The sequence below is a fragment of the Lactococcus sp. SK2-659 genome, from assembly GCF_020218185.2.
Lineage (GTDB): Bacteria > Bacillota > Bacilli > Lactobacillales > Streptococcaceae > Lactococcus > Lactococcus lactis.
The window spans coordinates 813,485-838,992 of the sequence record NZ_JAIWQZ020000001.1 but is presented as its reverse complement, the minus strand read 5'-3'; the positions used below and the strand labels follow the sequence as shown (position 1 = coordinate 838,992).

Below are 25,508 nucleotides of genomic sequence, written 5' to 3'. Positions count from 1 at the left end.
TTTTTGCTTGGACAAATCGAAAAAAGCTAGGAACAACTGATATCAGTGCTTGGACGGAGAGTTACAACGAGTTTGTATAAATAGAAATAAATGATTTTTAAAACCTTACATGAAGTAAGGTTTTTTGTTATCTTTTAAACCATCATGTGCATTTTTTCATAAATGCAGATATACAGATATTCTGTGGTAATAAATAGAACGCACATAAATGCCTATAAAACCACAATTTATCAATATTCTCGTTTTTTTATACTTAATTTCTGCCAAAACTCTCATTATAGAATTGATTAATACAGTACAAAAGAATTAATTAATCTTATATTATAGGCGGAATTTTTTTGCTTATAAAAAAACAAATTAAACAGATGATGGGGGAATTATAGCCATGACAGGATTTTATTATCAAATGATGGTTTCTGTACATTATTTAGGCGAAGTTTTTCAAGGAAAATGGGATGGAATATTTTTGGATCACCATCAAGATATCGTGTTGTTCAATAATTCAAAAAAAGTTGTAAAGTTCATACAAGTTAAAACAAAAAATAAAAATTTTTCTGGCTATGACTCTAATATATCGAAAAAATGGATTCCTAAGTTATTTAAATCAGCATATGATATACCAAAGTTAAATGAGTTTACTTTACAGTTTGAAATTATTTCAAATTGTTTTTATAGTGATGGTACAAATTATAAACTTTCTCCATTTTATTCTGGTGATAATAAAGAATTTAAAAAAAATCTAGTGTTATCAACCTCGTCAGAGGAATTTAAAAACATGATTCATTCAACTTTTAAAAAATTGAAATATAATTCAGTTGACAATTTTACCAGATTAAAAATTAATAAGAACAGGATTTTTGATTTAAATAAAACTTTAAATCAAAAAATAGAAAATTACTTTGAAAATTTAAAAATAAAATACTTAACTCCAAAAGAATTAATATCTCAAATAAAAACCACTATTCCACAAGTATTGGGATTTGAGAATAGTCAACTATCCTATAGCGTAATTAATAATATTATTTCAGAGTTCTTTAAGGCTTGCTATAATCCTAAGGATCCTACAATCCAGTTAATTGCAGGTGAGAGTTTGAATGAGCTTAAAGACTATACAAAAAAACAACTCACGAATGATGTAACTAGTGCCTATCACAGAATGTCTGATGAAAAAGTTTTAACTGAATACTTTACATATTTGGATGAGATGTATTCAAATTCAAATAAAAAATTAAACGTTCAGTTTTTACAAGAATTTAAAAGTTTTGCTGATATATATAGGGAAGATTTAGAAAATATTTTATCGTCGAGTAATTTATCTATGGTTGATATAATTAATCAGTATTTAAAAAAAGATAGATATATCGAGGTAAACGAAGCCAAACGTTCAACTCATTTTAAACATTTATTATCATTATTACTTTTTCTAAAAATTTCATTTCCCCAAAAATTGGAAATAGAGGATAAAAATCGTCATATTTTGTCTTTCAAGTTAAATGATCAAACATTTCTTGTTTTTGGCAATTCAGAAATTGATTCATTGATAGATGAAATTATAAATGAATTTAAAGATTCATTTATAAGATTGGGAAATGCTGAAAAGCTAAGAATTATGAGTTCAAATAATATCGCTTTGATTATTTCTGGATTATTTGATGATAGAGATATAGATGATTCCAAAAAGCTCGAGAGAACGGAGCTGGATTTTTCAACAAACGTTCAAAATATTAACGAGAAATTAGATGACATTAACACAAGTAACATTACTAATGTACAGACTGATATTAGTATTTTATATTCCTCCCAAACTAGATTGGAGTCAATAACTAGGAGTAAAAGAGACTACACTTCCATACAAGTAATGAAAGAAAAAATTCGTAAGGAGTTAAAATTAGGTGGACTTACTAAAAACACTGAAATTGAAAATTGAAAATTCAAAGTTTGATAAAATAGAAATTCAAAGTATTGGATATGAGACTTTCTATAATAATAGAGATGGAAAATTAATTATTATTTATGATGATCAAATTGTACAAGATCAAACGTATAAAGAAAGTATAAATCAAACTGCTAAAGAGATTAGGGATAAAATCAAAAAATTTTCTGACTATAATTTATGGAATACATATCTCTTGATTTTGGTTAGCAAAAACCCACTTTCTGAAAAATATTATTATGTTGAGAGGGATGTTAGAAATTTAAGAAAGTATGTTCTTCAAAGTGAAGATGATATTCTCAGAGTGCCTTTTATAAACGTGATAGAAAATGTTAAGGAGGGACATGAAAGTAATAATAATATTTATCATCCCTCTTCAGAATTATCAGAATTATACACCATATTCAAAGATAATAAAGAAAAAAATAAGAAATTATCTATGGGTCAAATAAGGAAAATTTTAGAAGAAATAGAATTTTTTGATGTAGAAAGAGAAAAAAGTGATAAGAATAGAACAAGTAAAGATTAATAACTTTAGAAATTTTGATGGTGAATATAAATTTGATTTTTCCAAAGATGTCACTATATTTTTGGGGGATAATGGTAACGGAAAAAGTTCTATTTTTGATGCTATTCAATGGTGTTTGACCGGTAGCATCGAAAGATTTAATGATATTCCAAATTTAGAAACACTAAAAAATGTATTAATAAATAAAAATACTAATGATTGTTTTGTTGAAATAAAATTTACTGATAATACCATATTGAAAAGAATTATTTCACGAAAGGGTAAAGTACTTGTTCGATGTCTGGATGCGAATAATAATAGCATAAAAAGTGATAAAAATGTTAAACAGTATTTAGAAAAAGCGTTTAAAGCTACATCAAGTAGTAGTTTTGATGTTAATAATTTTATGAAATCATCACTACTTGCACAGGATCAAGTATTAGATTTCATTGCAAGTGATAGTGCAAATGAAAGGTATAAGGTATTATCTTCAATTTTAGGAATGGATGATATCACTAGTCTAAAGACAAATTATGAGCAAGTAAAAAATATACTTAAAATTGAAATTGATAAAAAATATAATCTTGTGACATCTCGCAAAGAGGAGTTGAAACTTCAAAAATCCAATATTGACAATAAGTATACGAATATTAATATTGAAGACTCTAATAATTTTAATATTAAAGACAAACAAACTGAGAAGGATAGGCTACTAGAAAATAAATTTCAAGCTGAAAGAAACTTAAAAGAGTTCAATTCACAAGCAAAGAATATTGATAAATACATTGAAGATTTAAATTTAATTTCTGAAAATATTAGTACTTTAAACTCAAAAAATCAAGAACTTCAAAATCAACAAGAAAAGATTATGAAAGTTCTCGTTTTAAATAAAAAAGATTTGAAAGAAAATGATAAGTTTATTCAACAAGTAAAAATAGAAGAAGATCTATTATCTAAGAATAGTGCTCAAGAAGAAGAATTAAAGAATATAGAAAGTCAATTATCTAATTCTGATTTTAACAAATTAACATCTGAACCAGATAAAGATGTAAGGAATAAAATGTTACATCTTTACCACAAGACTGAAGAGTATAAATATGCTTTAAAATATATTGATGACTTTAATGAGCTATCGAAATTAGGAGCGCAAATTCCAAAAGATATTCAAAAACTTAAGCAAAAAATTAAACAGATTAGCGATGAGATACAAACGTTGAAAAATCAAAAAGGTATTTTGCAGTCAGAATTTCTTTCAATTAGCTCGACAGAAAAACTTGATCCGTTAATTCAATTAGTTCAAGAAGCGTCGATATTTGTGAAAAGTCATCATGAATTTGAAAATTCCTGCCCTGTATGTAAACAGACTTTCCCACAATCTGCTAAAGAGTTTGATAATCGTCTTTCTCACTTACTGCAAGAATCCAATGTTACAGTTGAAAAATTGAGTAACTATAGAAATAAAATCCAAGAACTTGAAGAAACCATTTCAAATAAGCAAAAACAATCTCATATTTTCCAATCAGATTTGTCACAAAGGCAAAAAGAAGAAAGAGAAGTTAAGGATAGAATTAGTACAATTACGAATGATCTTCTATATCTAAAAGTTAATTTTAATTATGAAAAAAATCAATTGAGTATTTTATTGAATAGTTCGGAAAGTAGAATTAAAAAACGTGAGCAATATTTGGAATTGAAAATGAGAAAATCAAATATTGAAAGAAAGTTGGAAGAAGATTCTGATATAGAATTTTCAGGTTTGAACCTAAAAACTTTACTAGAAGAAAAAGCTAAACTAGAAAAGATACAAGTCAAAAATTTAACTCTTGAAGAACAATTGAAGTTGAAAATAGAGAAGCAAAATAAAGATTTAGCTGCCTTAAAAGACTTTGATAAATTATTAAATGTTTTTTCTAATCATTATAAAGTTAAAAATTATAATGATATTTTAAAACATCTTTCATATGTAATTGATGAAAAAGATAGAAAAATCAATTCAATAACTAGAGAAATGAACAATTATCATCTTATTATTGAATATTCTACGTTAAAGAATGATTTAGAAGAAAAGGAAAAATCAATTTTTGAGCCGCAAAAGTCTTTGGAATATTTAAAAACTAAATTGCAGTTAATAGATAGGGAATTGAACCGTATAAATAATGCATATAGTTTTGATCAGATAATTAATAGTAATGAATCAACTATTCAACAGTATTTCAACTATCTCAATCCAAATGTATCAAGTTATAGAAATTTGAATTTAAATATAGATGATAAGGCAAACACATTAGATATTGAAATAATTGGCAATAATAAATCTGTCAAAGCTGTTAATGTATTAAGTTCAGGGCAACTCAATGTTTTGGCCATTTCCATATTTATAGCCAAAAACATTAGTCAAAGTAATTCGCTAATAGATTTTATTGCAATAGATGACCCTATTCAAAACATGGATGATATCAATCAATTTTCAATGATTGATATTCTAAGCCAGCTGAAGAAACAGGTTATCTTTACAACACATGATGCAAAATATGTAAATCTTTTTTTAAAGAAAAATGAACTTAGATTAGATGATATTTCTGTGTATTATTTGGATTCTGAAAATAACAGCTATGAAAATATTTTAGACAATAACTAGAAGAACAATTGTATGAATGTGTATCAAATATCTAAAAAAGGAGGATCCGAGAAAATTCCTTTCAAAGTGTTTGTCTCAAGTATTATTAATTTGATAAGCAATATATGAAGCTACCAAGTGGATTATATATAAGATATATTTTATCCGTTTATTAGTAACTATACTAATTATCATAGTTGCAAAGTTAATATTGTCACTCAATAATAAAAAACGCCGAAGTTTAGAAAGTCGACGTCATTTTTTAGAATATATGATATTTGCTACCGCTTTTAAAACGGTTGAATAGAAAATTAGAGTTTGTTGGTGCAAACTCTTTTTTAATAGATTAATTTTAATAAATAAAGTATGTTTAATGAATGCTGAGAGTTAGTTAATCTTTTAATCCATCTCCCACTCATTTATTGGACTGCCGTCAGAATTATAGTATTTACGTACTTCTTTTTCAAAAACTTTATAATAGGAAGTTTCGTAAATATGCATTGATTCCATTAAAGCGGGAATATTCGTTGTAGGAGCGCCATATTCAGTGGCATTTAAGCTGATATAGTCTTTAATTTTGTTACATTCGGCAAAATATTCGGTGTGCTTCAATTGCAATTTATTGACTACGTGAAGGTCATCATCATTTATTGCATGAGAGCACTCGTGAAGGATTGTTAAAATAATATCAACTTTATCATTCAGGGTTCTCTTAAGCACAATAAATTTTTGCCCTTTTACACGAACGAATTTACCATTTTCTTTAATTGGATAAATATCATCATAGAGCAAAGTAATGTGATTCTTTTTGAGAATCTCCAAAGCTTTGGTGTAGATGTTATCATCCATTATTTGTTTTTATCGTCCTGAAATAATCAACTTGTCTCAGAAAATACAACAGCATACGCAACAAAGCAAGCGAGAAGTTTCACAATGCATTATGACTAAATCCAGCTAATCGTTTGGAACCACACATTGGGACTGCAAAGGATGAAGACTAGCGTAAAAATGGAGTATAAGCTCCATTTTTTTGTTCCATAATATCACTCTGAGCACATACCTCATACCTTACAGAGATTTTTGGTATAATTTGTTTGAATATATGAGAAAGCGAAAAAATAATGGGAAATAAAACTGGCAAGATATTTTCGATTCTTAGAGAGGCGAAGCACTTAACACTTAGAGAAGTGACAGCAAATGAATTCTCTTTGGCTCAGGAATCAAAGTTTGAACGTGGAGAAACCTCACTCACGATTGATAAATTTTTACTTTTGCTCCAAAACACTCAACTCTCGTTAGATGAATTTCAAGATTTTTATGATAATTATTCCTTGTCTGAAGACTATACTTTTCATGATGAGCTTCGAGAAGCCCATCGTATCAAAGACTTGAATCAAATCAAAAAATGGTTGCATTATTGGAAAGAGAAATCAGAAAAAAATTCGGATAAAAAATATTTCAAATTAAATTACATTGTATCTAAGGTATCACTCGCTTCTACTGCTGGTGGGAACCCCACCAAAGATGATATTGATGTTTTGATGAGTTATTTGGATTTAGTAGAACAGTGGGGGAGGTATGAAATTTGGGTGTTCAGTGTTTGTCAGCATTATCTTGACGATAATATGTTGGATTATTATGGTACAGAAATATTTGATAAGTCAAGTTACTATAAAAATGTTCACCAGAACCAACAAATGGTCATTCGGACAATGTTGAATCTTGCAGACACCTGGCTTAATCGAAAAAAATTAGAGAAGGCATTGGTTTGTCTTAATCGTGTTAAGACAATCGGAATACCGATTGAGTTTTTTGAAGAAGCCATTACATTAAGATATTTGGAAGGACATTATCTCCATCTATTGGAGGACCCAAAAGGGAAACTAATGATGCAAGATTGTGCTAAAGACATCGAAAAATATGGATATACTCAAGCAGCTCAGGAGCTTTATGAAGAGATTTACGATTTAGGAGAATTGTAATGTTTTCATATATTTAAAAGTTTAAAAAATATTTAAGATAAAATGATAAAATCTCGATAACTTAGTTTAGTTATTGAGATTTTATTTTAGGAGTACTCATGATGAAGTCAATGTTAATTTTTCCGCCAGGTTGGGATCCACGGGGGCCCTATTTATCTTTGCCTGTATTAAAAGCCTATCTTCAACAAAATAATCAAGAGGTTTTAATTCGTGATGAAAATGTTGAATTTTATGACTTTTTCTTCTCAGAACAGTTTTTCAAGCGGATGAGTAGAGAAACTTCAACTCTAAAAAAGGGTATTTATTTCAATTCAACATTACATATCCAAGAAGCAAAAGATGTAATACGCTCAAAAGATTCAAAGTCTTGGCAAAGAAAGTTTGCTTGGAATGTTTTATCCAATTTGAATTATCTTGCAGGAAAAGTTTATAAAGGATTCGAAATCGATTTTAACAGCATGCATTTCAAATATTCGCACGATTCCACTTCAGAGATAATGAGAGCATTATCAGATAGAGCAGCCAATCCACTCATTGAATATTTTGAAAAGGATTGTTCAACCATTGAAGAAATTAAAAATCAAGAGATTGAATATATTGGTTTCTCTGTCACAGGAAATACCCAACTCATTCCAACTTTAACAATGTGTAAGGCAATTAAAGAATTATGTCCAAGCGTAAAACACATCCAGTTAGGCGGTAATTTTATTACTCGTATTTCATCACTTATTGGTAATCTACATCCTTTTTGGAACTACATTGACTCTATGCTTCTTTATGATGGTGAAGAAAACTTATCATCTTTTTTACAGCAGTTGGAAAACAATAAAGATTACTCAAACATTCCTAATCTATATTATTTGGATGATCATAGAAATTTGAAACGAAATGAGATCGTAGAGTCTAGAACAATAAATAGCTTACCGCCAGATTTTGATGGATTTGATTTTTCCAAATACTTCACAGATAATCTATGGATTCCCATTTATACCTCAGGAGCTTGCGTAAATAAGTGTACCTTCTGTACAATTCCTAACGCTTCAGGGGGGAAATTTAGACATATGCCTGCTAAAAAAGTCGTAGAAAACATGGAAGTTGTGAAGGAAAAATACGGCATTTATCATTTTTCATTTGTAGATGAAACATTTCTTGTGCCTAAAATGAAGCAAATTGCAAAGTTACTGATTGACAATGAGCAGAAAGACATTTCATGGTATTGCGAAACCCGCTTTTCAAAGTTGCTTACCGCAGATACGACACAAATCTTGAGAAAAGGGGGATGTTCTAATATTCAATTTGGGCTTGAATCTTATAATCAAAGGGTACTGGACCTGATGGATAAAAATATTGATATTGCTTGGATTGAACCCAATATTATAAATTGTTTTGAAGCAGGAATTTCGGTTCACCTCTTTTTTATGACAGGATTTCCGACAGAAACCTTAGAAGAAGCAAAGAATACCTATCATTTTGCAAATGAAATGATTTTGAAATCCAAAAAGGATTATGGCCTTCCTTATTCTACAAAGGGATTTGGCACGTTTGGACTTGAAGTGGGCGCAGGCGTTTATGAGAAACCCGAAGTATTTAATATTGAAATTTTAGAACCAGCTGATGATGAAGATTTAAGGCTCTCTCGGGATTATAATATTCACGAAGGCTTGACATCAGATGAGGCCAAACAACTTGTGAGCACGATGCGTAGCTCTAAAATTTCTCTGCAAACCTCTTTTGATGCTCAACAATTTGATATTGAATTCCCTAAGTCTATTCTCCCATCAGAAATTGATTTAATCAACGAACGTGAAAAAAGGGCAGCAGAACGTTCTTATAAGGTTTATGGATTCTGTTTTGAGAATGAAAGTCTTAAAATAAATCGCTATGTTAGCTTGATTATAGATGAAGAAACGCAGATGACTCTTTTGTATAATGTTAAGCATGGAATATTTCTTTCTTATCCTACTTCAGATTTGCAGATAGGAAATGCTAAGATTACCTTTGCTTTAGATAATATTAAATCAGATTTAGCCTATTATGATTTTTTGGAACTTGAAAATTCACAAGAAAAATATTCTACTATGGATGAAATTTTTGAAGGAAAATATAAATTATGCCTGAACGATTATTTTTTTGAGCACTATAATTCAACGGATTTGTTGATATACAACAAGATGTTTAAGGAAGTGATACAGACTAATGTTTTGGGGCATGAGCTATTAAAATACTTCACGATTTCGCATAAGATTCAGGAATGGTTTACTGAGATAACACGCTCGGGCTTAAATTTACCTGTTGAAAAGTTAGAAAAGCTGATCGTGGACGCTCTGGAATCAAAGGTATTGAAAGTCATGATATGAGGTTTATGTATAAATCCTCACCGGAGAAAAAATACAAATTTTAATAAAGGAGAGCGAAAAATGGATTTCGAAAAAATTAAATCACTTGCTGAAGTGATGGAAGTACAATCCACAAAAGATTCTGCTCAAGCAGTAGATTCTGAGATGAACACAAAGTATTGCTAATCTTTTGATAAGGGGAAAGTGATAGACTTTCTCTTTTTCTGGTCTTATTCATATTTTAAGGAGTTGTCTTGTCTAAAATTAAATATTTGTTTATTTCTCGCTGCTTATCTGAGTTTGCAGGAGCAATCTTACCCGTAGTATTCCCGTTATTCATTTTGAAAACAACCCATTCTTTAAGTCTTTCGGGTTTATTTTTTACGATTACAATGTTACCGAGTGTTTTGCTTACTCCAGCTATGGGAGTGTGGATTGAAAAATATGAAAAGAAGAAAGTAACATTCTTTTCAGTTTTGACCCTTGCAATCTTATGTAGTATTGAGTCTATACTCTTAAAGTTTGGGCGCTATGACTGTATTTATCTTGTTTGTTTTGCAATCTTAGTTGCAATTTTTTCTATGATGCTTGATTTATCTTCAAAAGTTCTATTTACTGAACTTGTTGATGAATCAGAATTAGAAAAATATAATGGTATTAAAAGTATCTTAGATAACCTTTCTGTTTTCGGTGCACCGATGCTTGGAACCTTGGTGTATGGAGTGTTCGGTTTCTCAAGTGTTATTTTAATTTTAGCTATACTTTATGTTTTGGCAGCTGTGGTCATTGCGTTTATTCCATTGGAAAGTAAGAACGGAGGAAATGATCAAATTGTTGAAGAAAGTTTTGTCCAAAAATTTAGGATAGGCCTTCATTTTATTCGGACAGAAAAAGCGATATTAAAATATTTTTTGCTCATTATGGCACTTAACTTTTTTGTTGCTTCATCAGAAGAAGTGACGAACCCAGGGATTGCCATTCAAAAATATCATCTTCCAACTTCTATTTTTGGACTGGTGTCAATTGCCTTTTCAATAGGTGTAATATTATCAGGGATTTTCATTGCTAAAAACTCAAAAATTGAGTTCAAAAAGCATATTTCCAAACTCTTCGTGCTAAACAGTTTGGTCATGGTTTTAATTGGATTTTCATCAGTTTTTTTAATCTCTTTTAATGCTTTTGTTTTCTTTGGACTAATGCTTTTCTTTGAAGTGTTACTTGGGTTTATTACAATTTTAGTGAATGTACCAATGACGTCTTTTTTTCAGAGCCAAGTTCCTTTAAATATTCAAAGTCGATTTTTTGCTCTCCTTTCTTTTTCTGCAAATTTGATCGTCCCTCTTGGAATCCTGTACACAGGATTTTTAGCATCAGCTATTGGAGCCGATGTCACATATATCATCAATAATATTTTAGTTATAGTTATTGTATGTTTTGCATTTTGGAAAGAAATAGGAAGAGGCTTTCGTGCATTTCTGTTGAAAAAATGGAAAATGTCGAAATGATTGATAGGACAGAAGAGACCGTATGAAAAAAATAGTTAAAAATCTCCAAGTGATAGTCGCTCTAGTTTTTGCATTGGTGATGTTATCAGCTTGTTTCACCTCAAAGAGTGAACTACCAAGAAATACGTCAAATGCACACTCAAATAAAGAGAACACAGTTACTGTAATAATTGAGGGAAAATCAAAGCGTTATCAAGTAAAAAAAGGCACTACCTTACTTTCATTTGCAATCTCTCAGTTGAATGCAAAAGAGGACGAGGGCTTTATTACCTCTGTCGGTAATTTAAGGCAGAATACAAAAGAATCAATTTATTTAATGTTTGATATAAATGGAAAAAGATCAGTGATTGGCGCAGGGGGCGTTAAAATAATAAATGGTGAAAAAATCAGATTTTATTTGGAAAAATACTAAATTGACAGTTCGTAAGCTTACGCTAATTGCGATGACAATAGCACTGTGCTCCGTAATTCGTTTTCCATTTTCATATCTGCCAAATATTACTCCTTTAACAACAATCTACTTACTCATTTGTTTAAATATTGGATTGAGCGAAGCAATTATTATTGCTGACATGACGATTATAGCAACATCCGTTTATCTAGGAATGGGCTACTGGGTAGTCGGTCAGTTACTAGCATATTCTCTAATAATTTTTTTATATTGGCTGGTTATAAAAATTGATATTATGAAGTTTTTAATTATGCAAGCAATATTATGCCTTATACTGGGGTTAATTTATGGAATTGTAATCTCAATGTTTGAGGTTTTTGTTTTACAAATTTCATCATTTGAAATTTATTATATTGCTGGTCTTCCCTTTGACTTGATGCATGGATTAGGGAATTTTCTATTTATGATATTGGTATTTAGACCAGCTCGAATTCTCAAGCGGCAATTCAATAGCTTAACAAGGTTTTACAACGATGATTCTGTTTGAAATTTGGTGTTACGTACCTTTTCTTGTATTATTTTTTATGTAAAATAAAACCTCAAAACTGAGTTGTCAGAGAATAAAGACAGCAAAGTAAACACTCGTTATTTGGGGTTTAATTTATAGAGATAATAAAAGCACTTAATAAGTACATTTTCCTATTTAAAAGATATATAATTTATTCTTTATTATTGACATACGGCTAACATTATCTTTGTGAATGTTGGGTGAAATGAGACAAACGGCTCTACTGAGCTCTAAAGAGCAGTTGTTAACTCGGTTAAGTTGAGTAAAATGGCAAGAAATTTTTATCTTGAAAATCAAACACAATGGCTCAAAATCCATTTAATAGTGGGACTTGGGTGGCAAAATCAACTATCACTAAAACGGATTCAATGAGACAATAATTTTCGAAAACGAACGATATTGTTTCATAATTAATTGCAGAACATGCAAATTTAACGAATCCGGTAGAATAATTAAAACTTTTAATCGTAAATATTTTTGTATTTTGCTATATTATGTTTTGAAAGAAATGTGCTACATAAGTATTAATAAAACAGTATTAATGAAGTACTGTTTTGTTATTATATTTGAAAGTCATCAATTAATTTTATTAGAATAAATATAAAAAAGATTGAAAAGATGAAAATTACTGAATTGATACGTCATGATATTTTCGACTTATTTGAAAATAGATGTATTGAACAGATCTATTTTGGAAGTGATAAAAAATACTTTTATCCATATTATGGACGACTTAAAGAAATAGATTTCTTGAAAAGGATCTATCCTTTAGAAAATATGGTAACAACAGATGAAAGATTTAATAACGTAGAGGAAGAGATGTGGCAACATATCATTAACAATGATGCATGGAATTTTGGGTGTGTTTTTAATGACTCTCGGTTTGACTTAATGGATGGCCCGGATTCTACCTTATTGGAATTCTTATGTGAAGTTTTCCATCCTATATCAATAACTCAGGGTTAACTGAAGAAAATGAACAAGCAGATAGAAATGGAACAATTAATTTAGGAGATGTTATTCAGTTTGATTGAATCATATATCACACGTTAAAAAGAAAAAAATAGGAGAAAAAATGATTAAAATAATTACTGGTAGTTCTTGTTCAAGAAATGCATCCGCATGGCTGATAACATATAATATTTCCTTTGAGGAGAAAAAATCAATGAGATAAATTTTGAAAATTTGATACTGAAAGAAAAGATGTGTGTATTGCGGATAGGCTTTCTTTTGCTACTGTAAGGGCGCGTGACAAAGAAGAGGCTGAGATAGTTTTTTTCAGAGTTGGTTTATTTAAATGGTATAGATAAGACAAATGCATTAAGAATTAATGAATCAATAATACTTATAAAAATAACATTAAATTTTGCTTAGATAAAATAAATAAAGTATCCAATAAATTTTGATATAATTAGATAAATAATATTATTTTATGGAGATTATGGAGAAATATTTTATGTCACTTGCGACAATCTATAGTTTGATGGGAACACTAATAACGATTAACACATTGCTTGCCCTTGTGACAATTTTTCGAAAACCTAGGTCTATTGCCAGTATTTTTGCGTGGTCTATGTTCTTGTTCTTTTTACCAGGGATTGGTTTCCTTGGCTATCTTTTTTTAGGAAGAGGGCTTGATCGAACGACAACAAATCGTTTTGAAGAAGAAAATAAATATAATCTGTCTATTCTTGCCCAAAGAGTGCGTGAAAATAATGAAAAATTTGAGCCAAAAGAAATGGCACCCCATGAAAGATTACTGAAAAGATATTTTAATAATATGGAACGTACACCACTTTGTCGTGGGAATAAAGTGAATTTTTATCTGAATGGAGAAGATAAATTCTCAGCCTTGTTTGACGACATAAGGAATGCTAAAGATAATATTCATGTAGAGTACTATGCATTCTTTAATGACAAAATTGGGACTGCTTTTCGTGATCATTTAATTGAAAAAGCTAAAGAAGGGGTGGAAGTTAGAGTAGTTTACGATCCATGGGGAGGAAAAACGAGAAAAGATTTCTTTAAACCTTTGGAAGAGGCAGGAGGTAAGGTCACAGCCTTTATCACATCGCGTAATACACTAACAAAAACCCGACTTAACTATCATTTACATCGTAAAATTGTAGTGATAGATGGTCAAATTGGTTGGACTGGCGGTTTTAATGTTGGGGATCAATATATTTATAACAGTAAAAAGTTTGGCTTCTGGCGTGATACACATGGTAGAATTGTTGGTACAGCAGCTTTTGGTCTTCAAGAAACATTTATTCGAGATTGGAATGTTTCAGTCAGAGATCCTAAAGATAAGCTCGAACGAGAAGATTCATATTTTGTAGTACCGGAAGAAGAAGGAAATATTGATATTCAGATTGTCGCAAACGGACCAGAGAGTGATAACAAAACTTTAAGAACAGGTTTTATTAAAATGATTATGGATGCGGAAGACTATATTTGGCTTCAATCGCCTTACTTGATACCTGATGACTCTATGATAACGGCGCTTGTAGCAGCAGCGAATTCTGGTGTTGATGTAAGAATCATGATTCCCAATATGCCAGATCATCCGTTTATTTTTAGAGCAACACAATATTACGCAAATTATCTGCATAAACACGGTGTGAAAATATACAATTATACAAATGGCTTCATACACTCTAAAACCCTTGTAATGGATGGAAAATTAGGCGTATTTGGTACAACTAATCAAGATATTCGCAGTTATGAATTAAATTTTGAGATAAGTGCCTTTTGTTATGATGAAACTATAGCAAAAGAGATGAGCAGGACCTTTGAGCGAGACTTAATAAAATCAAAGCTACTTACAGATGAAGAAATTGCCCAACAATCTATCTGGCTTAAAATCAAGCAAAACTTTTCGAGATTACTTAGTCCGATATTATAAATGGTCCTGTATATAAAGGGCTTAATAAGGATGAATTGATTTCTTTAAAACACATGAATATTGAAAAATAAAAACCACTTGAAAATTTTAGTGGTTTTTATTTTGGAGTAATTCTTCCTATATTCAACTGAAAGTCAATTGTTCAAGAGTAGAGTAATAGATGCTACAAATCATTCATACTCACTAAGGCTATGATTGTCTATTAAAAGTCAAAAGGTTTGCTGAACTTATGCGAGCATTTTTTATTAATATCAGACCAGAGGGTTAATCTCCAAAAGATAAATTTAGTTGAAAAACGTCTTTTAATGCATGTTTTTTTAGCCACTGCATGAGATGACTTTTTTATTTGTTCAATATTGAACAAATAAAAATCTTTTATAATCAATAAATAATTTAAAAGCTAAAAAGTTATTAGAATTATTAGCCTTCTAATAACTTTTTTGATAAAATAATTTTCAAATACTTTCAAAAATGTAAGAAAAAAAGGAAAAATTTTAGATATAATAATTAAAGAAATTAGTTTAGGAGGAAAAGCAGATATTGAATAAAGTAAACATGACCGAAGGACTGTCAAATGCAGAAGTCGAAGAACAAAAAAGACTTGGGAATTTGAATATCATGACGGTTAAAGTTGGGAATTCAAATAAAGATATTATCATTAAAAACTCAATGACCTTATTTAATTTACTCAATCTAGTACTTGCGGTTGTGTTATTTATCATTGGTTCTTATAAAAACATGCTGTTTATTTTCTCAATTATTTCTAATACCTCAATTGGCATCTATCAAGAAATTAAAGCCAAAAGAATTATTGAAAAACTTTCTTTTCTAAAACAAGATAAAGTAGAAGTGATAAGAGCAGGTGAACAAGTAAGTATTGAAAAAGAAGAACTTGTTTTAAATGATATTATTTGTCTGAAAAAAGGGGTTCAGGTTCCAGTGGATGCGATATGTTTGGAAGAAGGACTAGATGTTGATGAATCCATGATTACGGGAGAATCTGATTTTATTGAAAAACATGTTGGTGATTTCATCTATTCAGGTAGTCTTGTCATGCAAGGTGCTTCAAAAGCACAAGTTCAGGCAGTCGGGAATCATACTTTTATCAGTAAACTCACAAAAGAAGCTTCAGTTTTAAAAAAATCAAAATCAAAAATACAACAACAAATTGATAAAATTTTAAAAATTATCGCAATAGGAATTATTCCTATTTCAATTCTTGTTTTGCTGAATCAGTTCGTCTTTTCGTCATTAAACTTGTCAGTGATTCCTCAAAGAAAGATGGCGATTGTTGGAACAGCAACAACGATTACAAGTTTAATTCCTGAAGGATTAGTCTTGCTTACATCAGTTGCTTTGGCCTTAGGTGTCATTAAACTTTCACAAATGGATGTTTTGACTCAAGAATTATCAGCAATTGAAACATTGGCTAGAGTCGACGTTTTATGTTTAGATAAAACGGGAACAATTACCGAAGGACAAATGAATGTTGAAAATGTTCTATACTATAATGATAAAGCTGAAACAAATGATATCATTTCATATATTATTTCCTTAGATAAAGAACAAAATTCCTCAATGGAGGCTTTGACAAAATATTTTACTAGTGGTCAACAAAATACCTTTGAATTAGTTTCATATCAACCTTTTAGCTCAGAAACTAAATATCAATCTGTAGAAATTAAAAATAAAGGAAATTATATTTTAGGAGCTTTTGATTTAGTAGCAAAAGATGTCACTCCTAAACAACAAGCTGATATTGAGGAAGCCTTGGAAAAAGGTTATAGAATTCTCGCTCTCTCTCATAATGTTTTGGGAGAAAAAAGCCAACTTCTTTGTCTTATTTTCTTAAAAGATAGACCTAAAAAAGAAGCTAAAAAAATATTAGAATACTTTGAAAAACAAGGGACTCAGATTAAAATTATTTCGGGTGACCATCCAAAAACGGTCTCACTTATTGCAAAAGAGGTCGGTTTAGAAGCGGATTATATTGGTCTATCAGAACTTCCTGAAAGTGAAAAAGAACTACAGGAAGTGGTAGAAGAAAAGACAATATTCGGTCGCATAACTCCAGAAAGAAAACGTGATATCATTGCTGCCTTACAAGCAAATGGTCATACTGTGGGAATGATTGGTGATGGAATTAATGATATTCTTGCCCTTAAAAAATCAGATTGTCCAATCGCCTTAGGAAGCGGTAATGAAGCTACAAAGTCAGTTGCTCAATTTATTCTATTGAAAAATGATTTCTCTGTTCTTCCAAATATTCTCAAAGAGGGAAGAAAAGTAATTAATAATATTACACGTGTCGCTAGTATGAATCTTCTAAGAGTGATATACATCTTTACCTTAACAGTTCTATTGTTAATTACACGTCATCTCTTCCCATTAGAATCAATAAATTTAATGATGATGGGTATCTTTACCGTCGGAATTCCTAGTGCTCTACTTGTGCTAGAAAAAGATGAAAAAAGAAATGAAGATGATATTCTCCAAAAAATTAGAGACAACGCTCTACCTACGGGAATCATTATTGGGATTGCTATATTTGTAATGTTCAGCTTGGCCTATAAATTCCCAATCTATACGACATTTACTGATGGACACTTTGTGACTCATTATAAGGAGTTTATCAGTGATGTAACTTTGGTTATTGGTAGTGTTCAACTCTTTTCACTCTATCTCTTATGCCGTCCGTTAAGCCGCTTTAGAGCTATTGTTATTGTCGGAATGACAGCACTCTTTTATGGAACTTACTTTATTTCACCAGTAACTAAATTTTTAGGAATTGCACCTTTCAAAAGTTTCAGATTTGTTATACCAACAATTATCTGTATCTTAATTATTCTTATGGTTAGAGCTTTATTCTCTAAAAATATAAAAAGAAAAACAAAGAAAATTGTTATACTTCTTGTAGGTTTAGCCTTAATCAGTGGATTCTCATTTACCAAATTAAGACAGTATAATGCAAAAGCAGCGATTGAAAGACCTCAATATAAGAAGATATTAGTCGATAATTGGGAAAGATCTCAGGTTAATAAAGAAAATGTAAACGAGAGATAAGCATAAAAAAAAGACACCATCCTTTTTGGAGGTGTCTTTTTTTTATTCCGATGAATGGGCTACTATTTTTCACCAATTGCTTTTATAAATCGTGTGGCAATCTCAAAAGGTCTGGTTATTGCTCCCCCGATAACCATGGCATCAACACCAATATCATAAACGCGTTTGGCTTGTTCTGGACTATGAATTCTTCCCTCTGCAATGACTGGAATCTTCTCCTCAACTAGTTTTTCAAGTAAGGCAAAATCAGGTTCATCTTGTTTTGGACTTTCATCTGTGTAACCACTAAGCGTTGTACCAACAAAATCTACCCCAGCTTCATATGCATTTTTACATTCTTCAAAGGTTGAACAATCTGCCATCAAAAGTTGGTTTGGATATTTTTCTTTGATTGATTTGATAAATTCATTAATAGTTAGGCCATCATAACGTTCTCTAGAGGTACAATCCAAGGCGATGACTTCACAAGAAGTGGCTACTAACTCATCTATTTCTTTCATGGTAGCAGTAATAAAAGGTTTTTGTGGTGGATAATCTCTTTTAATAATACCAATTATTGGTAAATCAACTATTTTTTGAATTTCTTTAATATCTCTTACAGAATTTGCCCTAATTCCAACGGCTCCCGCTTGTGCAGCTGCTTTAGCCATCAAAGGCATGATACCACCTTTTTCAGAATATAAAGCTTCACCAGGTAAAGCCTGACAGGATACAATAATTCCATTTTTTACTTTGTCTAAAAATACTTCTTTTTTCATTCTACGATTTTCCTCCAATAAAAATTAAAATGGAGATATTCTCCAACAACGAATATAGCATGCGCTTACATTTTTGTCAAATGACATAAATTTTTAAGTGCTTTTTTAAAAATATAGTAAGAAAATGATAAATATTTAAGTTTTTCGGAATCTTATGCTATGATATTTATTGAATAAAAATGAAAAGGAAGTATTGTCTCAATGGCAAAATCAAAAAAGGAAATTGAAAAAATAGTTTTAGAACAGACTAATTTTGTTCCACACAATGAAAAAGGACAAGAAATTTATATTACATTGAAAGCCAAAAAAAATGGTAAAAAAAATTTAAAGCACAATGAAAAATTTGCTAAAAGTGCGGAATTTGATAGATTAGTAAAACTTTTTGGAGAGAATAAAGTAAAACTCATTCATGCGGCTGCTCAGCGTAGAATAGAGATTTTGCGTTAATGTAAATTCATAATAAAGACTACACTTTCTTTATTAGATAAATTAGAACTACTTACCTTGTGAGTGGCTTTTTTATTGTTGAAAAAATTTGATTACACTTTTTAACTACATTTTACGTGAAAGAAGCTTGGAATTATGGAGTATATTTTTTCAAAAAAATTAAAAACTCTTCATTTATAGAACCCGATTGATAATATATGTTATAATATGGACATGACAAATTTCAAGAAAAACGATATATTTGAAGCAGAAGTCCTTGACTTAACACATGAAGGACAAGGGGTTGTTAAAATTGACTCTTTCCCTTTCTTTGTGGATAATGCTTTACCTGGGGAACGTATCAAAATGCATGTGCTTAAGGTTGGGAAGTCTTTTGGATTTGGGCGTGTGGATGAATTTATAAGTCAGAGTAAACATCGTGTTACTCAGCTTAACCTTGATTATTTGCGCACCGGAATCGCAGATTTTGGTCATCTATCTTATGATGAACAAGTGAAATTTAAACATAAGCAAGTAGTAGATATTTTGAGAAAAACAGCTGGTAAGTCTGATTATCCAGTTTTACCAGCAGTTGAAGCAATTAAAACAATTAATTATCGAAATAAAGCACAAATTCCTGTCCAAATGATTGACGGGCTTTTAACTACAGGATTTTATCGAAAGAATTCTCATACTTTGATTCCTGTGGAAGATTTTTATATTCAACATCCTGAGATTGATGCTGTGGTTCTTTTTTTGCGCGATGAGTTTCGAAAGATTAATCTACAAGCTTATGATGAGAAAACAAGAAAAGGTTGGTTGCGAAATATCGTTGTCCGTCGAGCATTTCACACGGGTGAAATGATGATTACTTTAGTCGCTACAAGTAAAAAACTTCCAGAAAAGGTTGAACTTGTGATTGATCATTTGGTTGAACGTTTTACAAATATAAAATCTGTTCAATTAAATATTAATTCTGGAACAGGTTCATTTATTTTAGGAAAAGAATTTATTTTATTATACGGCAAAGATTTCATCACAGATTTGATGCTAGATAAAACTTATCAAATTTCAGCCCCTGCCTTTTATCAAGTTAACACACCTCAAGCTGAAAAGCTTTATGAAACTGCCTATGACTTTGCGGGTCTAAAACCAGGTGATGTTGTTATTGATGCTTACTCTGGTATTGGAACAATTGGAATTAGTATGGCTGATAGAGTTGCAAAAGTCTATGGCATGGAAGTTGTTCCAGCAGCCGTTGAAAATGCTAAACGTAATGCTCAATTAAATGAACTTGAAAATACACATTATGAGGTTGGAACTGCTGAAAAAATCATGCCTAAATGGCTTTCAGAAGGAATAAAACCCGATGTCATTTTTGTTGATCCACCAAGAAAAGGGTTGGATGAAGGCTTTATTAAAGCAGCAGCAATGATGAATCCTCGACGTATTGTTTATATTTCTTGTAATCCAGCAACTTTTGCTCGTGATGTTGTTCGCTTTGAAGCTGAGGGTTATTTGTTGGATAAAGTTCAACCAGTTGACTTATTCCCACAAACGCATCATATTGAATTAGTTGCTAGTTTTAATAAAAAATAAAAGAGGATAATAAATCCTATTCATAGAAAGAAAATCATGATTCGCATAACACAAATCAAAATTTCAATTGATGAACCTGTCAGTAAGGTTAAAAGTCTTGTTTTGAAAAAACTAAGACTACAAGAATCTGACTTACTGGATTATCGAATTTACAAAGAATCAATTGATGCAAGACATAGAGGCGAAATTGATTTTATCTATACTGTTGATATTAAACTTAAAGATGAAGCAAGAATTCTGTCTAAAAAAATAAAAAATGTTTCTTTGGCACCTGAATTGGATTATGTCAATCCAGTTATAGGAAATAAAAAAATGCTTCATCGGCCTGTAGTCATTGGATTTGGTCCCGCAGGAATGTTTGCGGCTTTATTATTGGCTCAAAATGGTTATCGGCCAATTGTTCTTGAAAGAGGCCAAGCTGTAGATGAGCGTGTAAAATCAATTGATAAGTTTTGGCTTGAAGGAAAACTTAATCCAAAATCGAATGTTCAATTTGGTGAAGGTGGAGCGGGAACTTTTTCTGACGGAAAATTAACGAGTCGTGTTCGTGATTTGCGTGGTCGTAAGGTTTTGGAAGAATTTGTACAAGCTGGTGCCCCAGAAGATATTCTTTATAAGGCACATCCTCATGTCGGAACTGATTTACTTCGTGACATTGTTAAAAATATCCGAAAACAAATTATTGAGTTGGGCGGGGAAGTACATTTTGATGCTCAAGTTGAAGAATTTTTAATTGAAGATGAACAATTACAGGCTGTAAAACTTGCTGACGGAAATATTATTAAAACAAATCAGGCTATTTTAGCCATTGGTCATTCGGCACGTGATACTTTCTCAGAACTTTATGATAAAGGGGTAACGATTACAGCTAAACCCTTTGCTGTTGGAGTCAGAATTGAACATCCCCAATCTTTAATCAATAAAGCACAATATAAAGAATTTGCTGACCATCCGCGTCTTGGAGCAGCAGAATACCGCTTAACTTATAAGGCATCATCAGGGCGTGGCGTTTATACTTTCTGTATGTGTCCAGGAGGACTGGTTGTCCCAGCTGCATCAGAAGAAGGTGGCCTTGTGACTAATGGGATGTCTGAACATGCTAGAGACCAAAAAAATGCAAATTCTGGACTTTTAGTCCAAGTTTTTCCAGAAGATTTCCCAACTGACCATCCACTTGCTGGAGTAGAGTTCCAAAAGGAATTAGAACATAAAGCCTTTGAATTAGGCGGTTCTAATTATCAAGCACCAGCTCAACTTGTTGGAGACTTTCTTGATGGAAAAGCCTCTAAAGCAATGGGAACAGTTGAACCTAGTTATGCTTTGGGAGTGAAACCAACTAATCTTGAATCACTATTCCCAGACTATGTTACACAATCTATGCGTGAAGCAATTGTTGGATTAGATAAAAAAATGCATGGCTTTGCCCTTTCTGATGCTGTAATGACAGGGGTTGAATCTCGTTCATCTTCACCGGTCAGAATTAATCGTGATGAAGAAAATTATCAATCTGTTTCGACAAAAGGAATCTATCCTTCAGGTGAAGGGGCTGGTTTTGCTGGCGGAATTGTCTCAGCCGGTATTGACGGTTTGAAATGTGCTGAGAGCATGATTGCAGAATTCGCTAAACCATTGATGGAGGACTAAAATGGTTCAAAAGACTCATGATTACGAAAGAGAATCTGAAGACTTTTATGACCATATTGCGCGTCGTTTTGATCATAGTTTTGATGGATTTTTAGCCAGTTTTTTCAAGAGATTTATTATAAAACGTTTAAAAGTTGAAAAAAATTCAAGAATCTTAGATGTTGGTTGTGCTAATGGAAATCTTTTGGCAATGTTAAATCGAAAAGAGAAATTTTTTGGAAGTGGCTTAGATATTTCGTCAGAAATGATAAAAATTGCTCAAGTTAAGCATCCTAATTTTACTTTTAAGCAAGGCTCTGCTCAAAAAATTCCCTTTGAGGATGCTAATTTTGATTTGATTATTTGTTCAGCGAGCTTTCATCATTTTCCTTCACCTGAAGCTTTTTTAGCAGAAGCTAAACGACTACTGGCACCAGAGGGTAAATTGGTCATCGCTGAGATTCATATTCCATTTATTACAAAAGTCTATAATTGGCGACTTAATAAATTTTCAACAGAAGGAGATGTAAAAGTCTATCAGCCAAAAGAACTGACAAGAATTTTTAATCACAATGGTTGGAAAATTACTGACAAAAAGATTTTTTTACAGATTCAATATTATGAACTAGAAAAAAATTACTGACAGAACACTAAATGACTTTGAATAATATCTGTCAGTAATTCTAAAAAAAGAATTAGGAAAAAAATATGGAACAAGAACAACACCGAGGTTTCAAAGCCTCTTGGTTTTTCAAGTGGTTTATTAATAATAAAGTAGTTGCAGCTTTAGCAATCGTCCTTCTCTTATTACTGAATATTCTCTTACTCAATAAAGTTGGATTTATTTTTAAACCTGTAGGAGAATTTATAACGGTTATCTCGCTGCCCGTTATTTTGGCAGCTGTATTTTATTATCTTCTTAACCCAATTGTTGATTTTTTGGAAAAGAAAAGAGTACCGCGGGTTCTGACAATTATTGTTCTTTTCTTAATAATTGCAGCTTTGATTGCTTGGGGCTTAATTGTTGCTATTCCTAATATCATCAGTGGAGTAGATAATTTTGCTTCGTCAGTCCCTCACTATGTAAATACTGCTCAAAAAGAGATTAATGCTTTAGCAAAAAATCCACATTTTGAACAATTTCGACCACAAGTTGACCAGTTTGCTAAGTCAATTGGTAATCAATTGATTGATTGGTCAAAAGCTTTCTCTGTTAATGCTGTTACGACCCTTTCACATCTCATCAGTAAAACAACAAGTATCTTAATTTCATTAATTGTATTCCCATTTGTTCTTTTTTACTTATTGAGAGATGGTCAAAGATTAAATGGATTTGTCACTCATTTATTGCCAAATGATTGGCGTAAAGAAACTTCAAAAGTTTTGCACGAAATTAATAGTCAGCTTTCAAATTATGTCCGTGGCCAAGTTTTGGTCGCAATTGCGGTTGCTATCATGTTTATGATTGGTTTACCTATTATTGGTTTGCGTTATGCAGTTGCTTTAGCAATCACCGCAGGATTTTTGAATTTAGTTCCATTTTTAGGCTCATTTTTAGCTGCTATCCCAATGGTAATTGTTGGTTTAGCAATTGGTGGCCCTTTGATGCTTGTAAAAGTAATCATTGTCCTTATTATTGAGCAAACACTTGAAGGAAGATTTATTTCTCCTTTAGTTCTTGGAAAACAAATGTCAATTCATCCAATTACAATTTTATTTGTTTTACTGACAGCGGGTCAAATTCTGGGTGTCTGGGGAGTATTACTTGCTATTCCATTCTATGCAACTTTGAAAGTTATTATTGTCCATGTTTACGAATGGTACCGTGAAATTTCAGTTCTTTATCGTGAAGAAACGGCTACAGAAGAAGCAAATGAGTAATTAATAGAATAAAAAAATAAGGAGAAAAATGTCTTATTCAGAAGATACAATTGATTTCTTACATCAGGGAGATCTGATTGGAATGCAAAATTCACTTGCCAAAGCATTAAAAAATGATAATAGTGAAATGTTGGCTGACCTAGCCGAATATTTGCAAATGATGGGTTTCATTGATGAAAGTCAAAAAATTTATGACCAAATTATGTCAGAAGATCCGGAAACAACTGATTACCTGATTAACTTAGCAGAAATTGCAGAAGATAATGGTAATTTGGATGAAGCATTAAATTATCTTTATCAAATCCCGGTGAATGATGAAAATTATATTGCTGCTTTAGTCAAAATTGCTGACTTATATCAATTTGAAGGTGATTTTGAAACAGCAATTTCTAAATTAGAAGAAGCAAGAGAATTATCGGATTCTCCTCTGATTACTTTTGCTTTGGCTGAGTCCTACTTTGAACAAGGTGATTATTCAGCTGCCATTACCGAATATGCAAAACTTTCAGAACGCAAAATTTTACATGAAACAAAAATTTCTATTTATCAAAGAATTGGTGACTCTTATGCCCAATTAGGTAATTTTGAGAATGCCATATCATTTCTTGAAAAATCACTTGAATTTGATGAAAAACCAGAAACCTTGTATAAAATTGCTCTACTTTATGGAGAAACTCATAATGAAACAAGAGCCATTGCTAATTTCAAACGGTTAGAAAAAATGGATGTCGAATTTTTGAACTATGAATTAGCCTATGCCCAAACCCTAGAAGCTAATCAAGAATTTGAAGCTGCACTAGAAATGGCAAAGAAAGGGATGAAAAAAAATCCTAATGCCGTTCCTCTCTTACACTTCGCTTCAAAAATTAGTTTCAAACTTAAGGACAAAGCTGCAGCGGAACGTTATCTCATGGATGCTTTAAATTTACCAGAATTACATGACGAAACAGTCTTTTTGCTTGCTAATTTATACTTCAACGAAGAAGATTTTGAAGCCGTCATTAATCTCGAAGAGCTTTTAGAAGATGAACATTTATTAGCTAAATGGCTTTTTGCAGGAGCACATAAAGCTTTGGAAAATGATTCTGAAGCGGCTGCTTTGTATGAAGAACTCATTCAAACCAATCTGTCAGAGAATCCAGAGTTTTTAGAAGACTATATTGATTTTCTTAAAGAAATTGGTCAAATTTCTAAAACAGAACCAATTATTGAACAATATTTGGAACTTGTTCCGGATGATGAAAATATGAGAAATTTACTGACAGACTTAAAAAATAATTACTGACAAAGCTGTCAGTAATTATTTTTATTGTAAGCTAGAAAATTCACAAACTTGCGTCAAAATAATTGTAAAAGGTTCTATTATCTGATAAAATGATTGTGAAGTAATCCAAGAGATTATGAAATATGAAT

The 25,508-nt window shown here is 31.2% G+C and carries 19 protein-coding genes; 17 read left to right on the top strand and 2 right to left on the bottom strand.

Annotated features, from left to right (window positions below; translation table 11 throughout):
- Positions 1-376: 376 nt before the first annotated feature.
- From LDP15_RS03890 to LDP15_RS03880, 3 genes are read left to right on the top strand one after another with little or no spacing between them, the layout of a single operon-like run.
- Positions 377-1,927 carry a hypothetical protein gene (locus LDP15_RS03890; protein WP_373442483.1) on the top strand — a complete coding sequence of 517 codons (1,551 nt, stop codon included), beginning with the start codon at positions 377-379 and terminating at the stop codon, positions 1,925-1,927.
- Positions 1,893-2,462: an ABC-three component system middle component 1 gene (locus LDP15_RS03885; protein ID WP_042230315.1), complete on the top strand. Its 570-nt coding sequence runs from the start codon at positions 1,893-1,895 to the stop codon at positions 2,460-2,462. Before LDP15_RS03890 ends, LDP15_RS03885 begins: the two co-directional genes overlap by 35 nt.
- Complete coding sequence (locus tag LDP15_RS03880) at positions 2,434-5,079, top strand: AAA family ATPase (protein ID WP_015426361.1); 2,646 nt, start codon at positions 2,434-2,436, stop codon at positions 5,077-5,079. Before LDP15_RS03885 ends, LDP15_RS03880 begins: the two co-directional genes overlap by 29 nt.
- Before the next feature lie 378 nt (positions 5,080-5,457).
- Here the strand turns inward: LDP15_RS03880 and LDP15_RS03875 are convergent, their stop codons facing one another.
- Positions 5,458-5,907 carry a hypothetical protein gene (locus LDP15_RS03875; RefSeq protein WP_042230317.1) on the bottom strand — a complete coding sequence of 150 codons (450 nt, stop codon included), beginning with the start codon at positions 5,905-5,907 and terminating at the stop codon, positions 5,458-5,460.
- Between the two features lie 272 nt (positions 5,908-6,179).
- On the opposite strand from LDP15_RS03875, the gene LDP15_RS03870 reads away from it, so the two are divergent.
- The 8 genes from LDP15_RS03870 (at position 6,180) to LDP15_RS03835 (ending at position 17,808) form a co-directional block, all read left to right on the top strand.
- On the top strand, positions 6,180-7,040 hold the full coding sequence (locus LDP15_RS03870; RefSeq protein ID WP_015426362.1) for an Rgg/GadR/MutR family transcriptional regulator: 861 nt from the start codon (positions 6,180-6,182) through the stop codon (positions 7,038-7,040).
- 98 nt (positions 7,041-7,138) lie between these two features.
- On the top strand, positions 7,139-9,397 hold the full coding sequence (locus LDP15_RS03865; protein WP_225513294.1) for a radical SAM protein: 2,259 nt from the start codon (positions 7,139-7,141) through the stop codon (positions 9,395-9,397).
- Positions 9,398-9,630: 233 nt separating this feature from the next.
- A complete protein-coding gene (locus LDP15_RS03860; protein ID WP_225513293.1) occupies positions 9,631-10,881 on the top strand; it encodes an MFS transporter in 1,251 nt (416 codons plus the stop codon).
- A gap of 22 nt (positions 10,882-10,903) precedes the next feature.
- The gene (locus LDP15_RS03855; protein WP_015426365.1) at positions 10,904-11,293 is read left to right on the top strand and encodes a DUF4430 domain-containing protein; all 390 of its coding nucleotides are present in this window, start codon (positions 10,904-10,906) and stop codon (positions 11,291-11,293) included.
- A 1-nt stretch (position 11,294) separates the two neighbouring features.
- Complete coding sequence (locus LDP15_RS03850; RefSeq protein ID WP_225513292.1) at positions 11,295-11,819, top strand: hypothetical protein; 525 nt, start codon at positions 11,295-11,297, stop codon at positions 11,817-11,819.
- A gap of 639 nt (positions 11,820-12,458) precedes the next feature.
- A complete protein-coding gene (locus LDP15_RS03845; protein ID WP_015426367.1) occupies positions 12,459-12,806 on the top strand; it encodes a hypothetical protein in 348 nt (115 codons plus the stop codon).
- Positions 12,807-13,296: 490 nt separating this feature from the next.
- Positions 13,297-14,745, top strand: a complete 1,449-nt coding sequence (gene cls / locus LDP15_RS03840; RefSeq protein WP_042230320.1) for a cardiolipin synthase — start codon at positions 13,297-13,299, stop codon at positions 14,743-14,745.
- A 555-nt stretch (positions 14,746-15,300) separates the two neighbouring features.
- Positions 15,301-17,808, top strand: coding sequence for an HAD-IC family P-type ATPase (locus tag LDP15_RS03835; RefSeq protein WP_015426369.1), 2,508 nt, complete (start codon positions 15,301-15,303; stop codon positions 17,806-17,808).
- 62 nt (positions 17,809-17,870) lie between these two features.
- Here the strand turns inward: LDP15_RS03835 and LDP15_RS03830 are convergent, their stop codons facing one another.
- The gene (locus LDP15_RS03830; RefSeq protein ID WP_039115419.1) at positions 17,871-18,566 is read right to left on the bottom strand and encodes an N-acetylmannosamine-6-phosphate 2-epimerase; all 696 of its coding nucleotides are present in this window, start codon (positions 18,564-18,566) and stop codon (positions 17,871-17,873) included.
- Between the two features lie 201 nt (positions 18,567-18,767).
- On the opposite strand from LDP15_RS03830, the gene LDP15_RS03825 reads away from it, so the two are divergent.
- From LDP15_RS03825 to LDP15_RS03800, 6 genes are all read left to right on the top strand, one after another.
- On the top strand, positions 18,768-19,013 hold the full coding sequence (locus tag LDP15_RS03825; RefSeq protein ID WP_015426371.1) for a hypothetical protein: 246 nt from the start codon (positions 18,768-18,770) through the stop codon (positions 19,011-19,013).
- Positions 19,014-19,220: 207 nt separating this feature from the next.
- On the top strand, positions 19,221-20,591 hold the full coding sequence (rlmD, locus tag LDP15_RS03820) for a 23S rRNA (uracil(1939)-C(5))-methyltransferase RlmD (RefSeq protein WP_015426372.1): 1,371 nt from the start codon (positions 19,221-19,223) through the stop codon (positions 20,589-20,591).
- 36 nt (positions 20,592-20,627) lie between these two features.
- Positions 20,628-22,235 (top strand): NAD(P)/FAD-dependent oxidoreductase, encoded by a 1,608-nt coding sequence (locus LDP15_RS03815; protein ID WP_136122470.1) that lies wholly within the window; start codon positions 20,628-20,630, stop codon positions 22,233-22,235.
- Position 22,236: 1 nt separating this feature from the next.
- Positions 22,237-22,857: a class I SAM-dependent methyltransferase gene (locus LDP15_RS03810; RefSeq protein WP_015426374.1), complete on the top strand. Its 621-nt coding sequence runs from the start codon at positions 22,237-22,239 to the stop codon at positions 22,855-22,857.
- A 65-nt stretch (positions 22,858-22,922) separates the two neighbouring features.
- The gene (locus LDP15_RS03805; protein WP_015426375.1) at positions 22,923-24,095 is read left to right on the top strand and encodes an AI-2E family transporter; all 1,173 of its coding nucleotides are present in this window, start codon (positions 22,923-22,925) and stop codon (positions 24,093-24,095) included.
- A 28-nt stretch (positions 24,096-24,123) separates the two neighbouring features.
- Entirely contained in the window at positions 24,124-25,380 is a 1,257-nt protein-coding gene (locus LDP15_RS03800) for a tetratricopeptide repeat protein (protein ID WP_015426376.1), read from the top strand.
- The last annotated feature ends 128 nt before the right edge of the window (positions 25,381-25,508 follow it).

Excerpts from the sequence above, each read along its gene's own strand:
- LDP15_RS03825 (WP_015426371.1), top strand. The coding sequence starts at position 18,768 with ATGGCAAAATCAAAAAAGGAAATTGAAAAAATAGTTTTAGAACAGACT.
- LDP15_RS03805 (WP_015426375.1), top strand. The coding sequence starts at position 22,923 with ATGGAACAAGAACAACACCGAGGTTTCAAAGCCTCTTGGTTTTTCAAG.
- LDP15_RS03855 (WP_015426365.1), top strand. The coding sequence starts at position 10,904 with ATGAAAAAAATAGTTAAAAATCTCCAAGTGATAGTCGCTCTAGTTTTT.
- rlmD (WP_015426372.1), top strand. The coding sequence starts at position 19,221 with ATGGACATGACAAATTTCAAGAAAAACGATATATTTGAAGCAGAAGTC.
- LDP15_RS03800 (WP_015426376.1), top strand. The coding sequence starts at position 24,124 with ATGTCTTATTCAGAAGATACAATTGATTTCTTACATCAGGGAGATCTG.
- LDP15_RS03835 (WP_015426369.1), top strand. The coding sequence starts at position 15,301 with ATGACCGAAGGACTGTCAAATGCAGAAGTCGAAGAACAAAAAAGACTT.
- LDP15_RS03870 (WP_015426362.1), top strand. The coding sequence starts at position 6,180 with ATGGGAAATAAAACTGGCAAGATATTTTCGATTCTTAGAGAGGCGAAG.
- LDP15_RS03810 (WP_015426374.1), top strand. The coding sequence starts at position 22,237 with ATGGTTCAAAAGACTCATGATTACGAAAGAGAATCTGAAGACTTTTAT.
- LDP15_RS03875 (WP_042230317.1), bottom strand. The coding sequence starts at position 5,907 with ATGGATGATAACATCTACACCAAAGCTTTGGAGATTCTCAAAAAGAAT.
- LDP15_RS03815 (WP_136122470.1), top strand. The coding sequence starts at position 20,628 with ATGATTCGCATAACACAAATCAAAATTTCAATTGATGAACCTGTCAGT.
- LDP15_RS03845 (WP_015426367.1), top strand. The coding sequence starts at position 12,459 with ATGAAAATTACTGAATTGATACGTCATGATATTTTCGACTTATTTGAA.
- LDP15_RS03830 (WP_039115419.1), bottom strand. The coding sequence starts at position 18,566 with ATGAAAAAAGAAGTATTTTTAGACAAAGTAAAAAATGGAATTATTGTA.
- cls (WP_042230320.1), top strand. The coding sequence starts at position 13,297 with ATGTCACTTGCGACAATCTATAGTTTGATGGGAACACTAATAACGATT.
- LDP15_RS03865 (WP_225513294.1), top strand. The coding sequence starts at position 7,139 with ATGATGAAGTCAATGTTAATTTTTCCGCCAGGTTGGGATCCACGGGGG.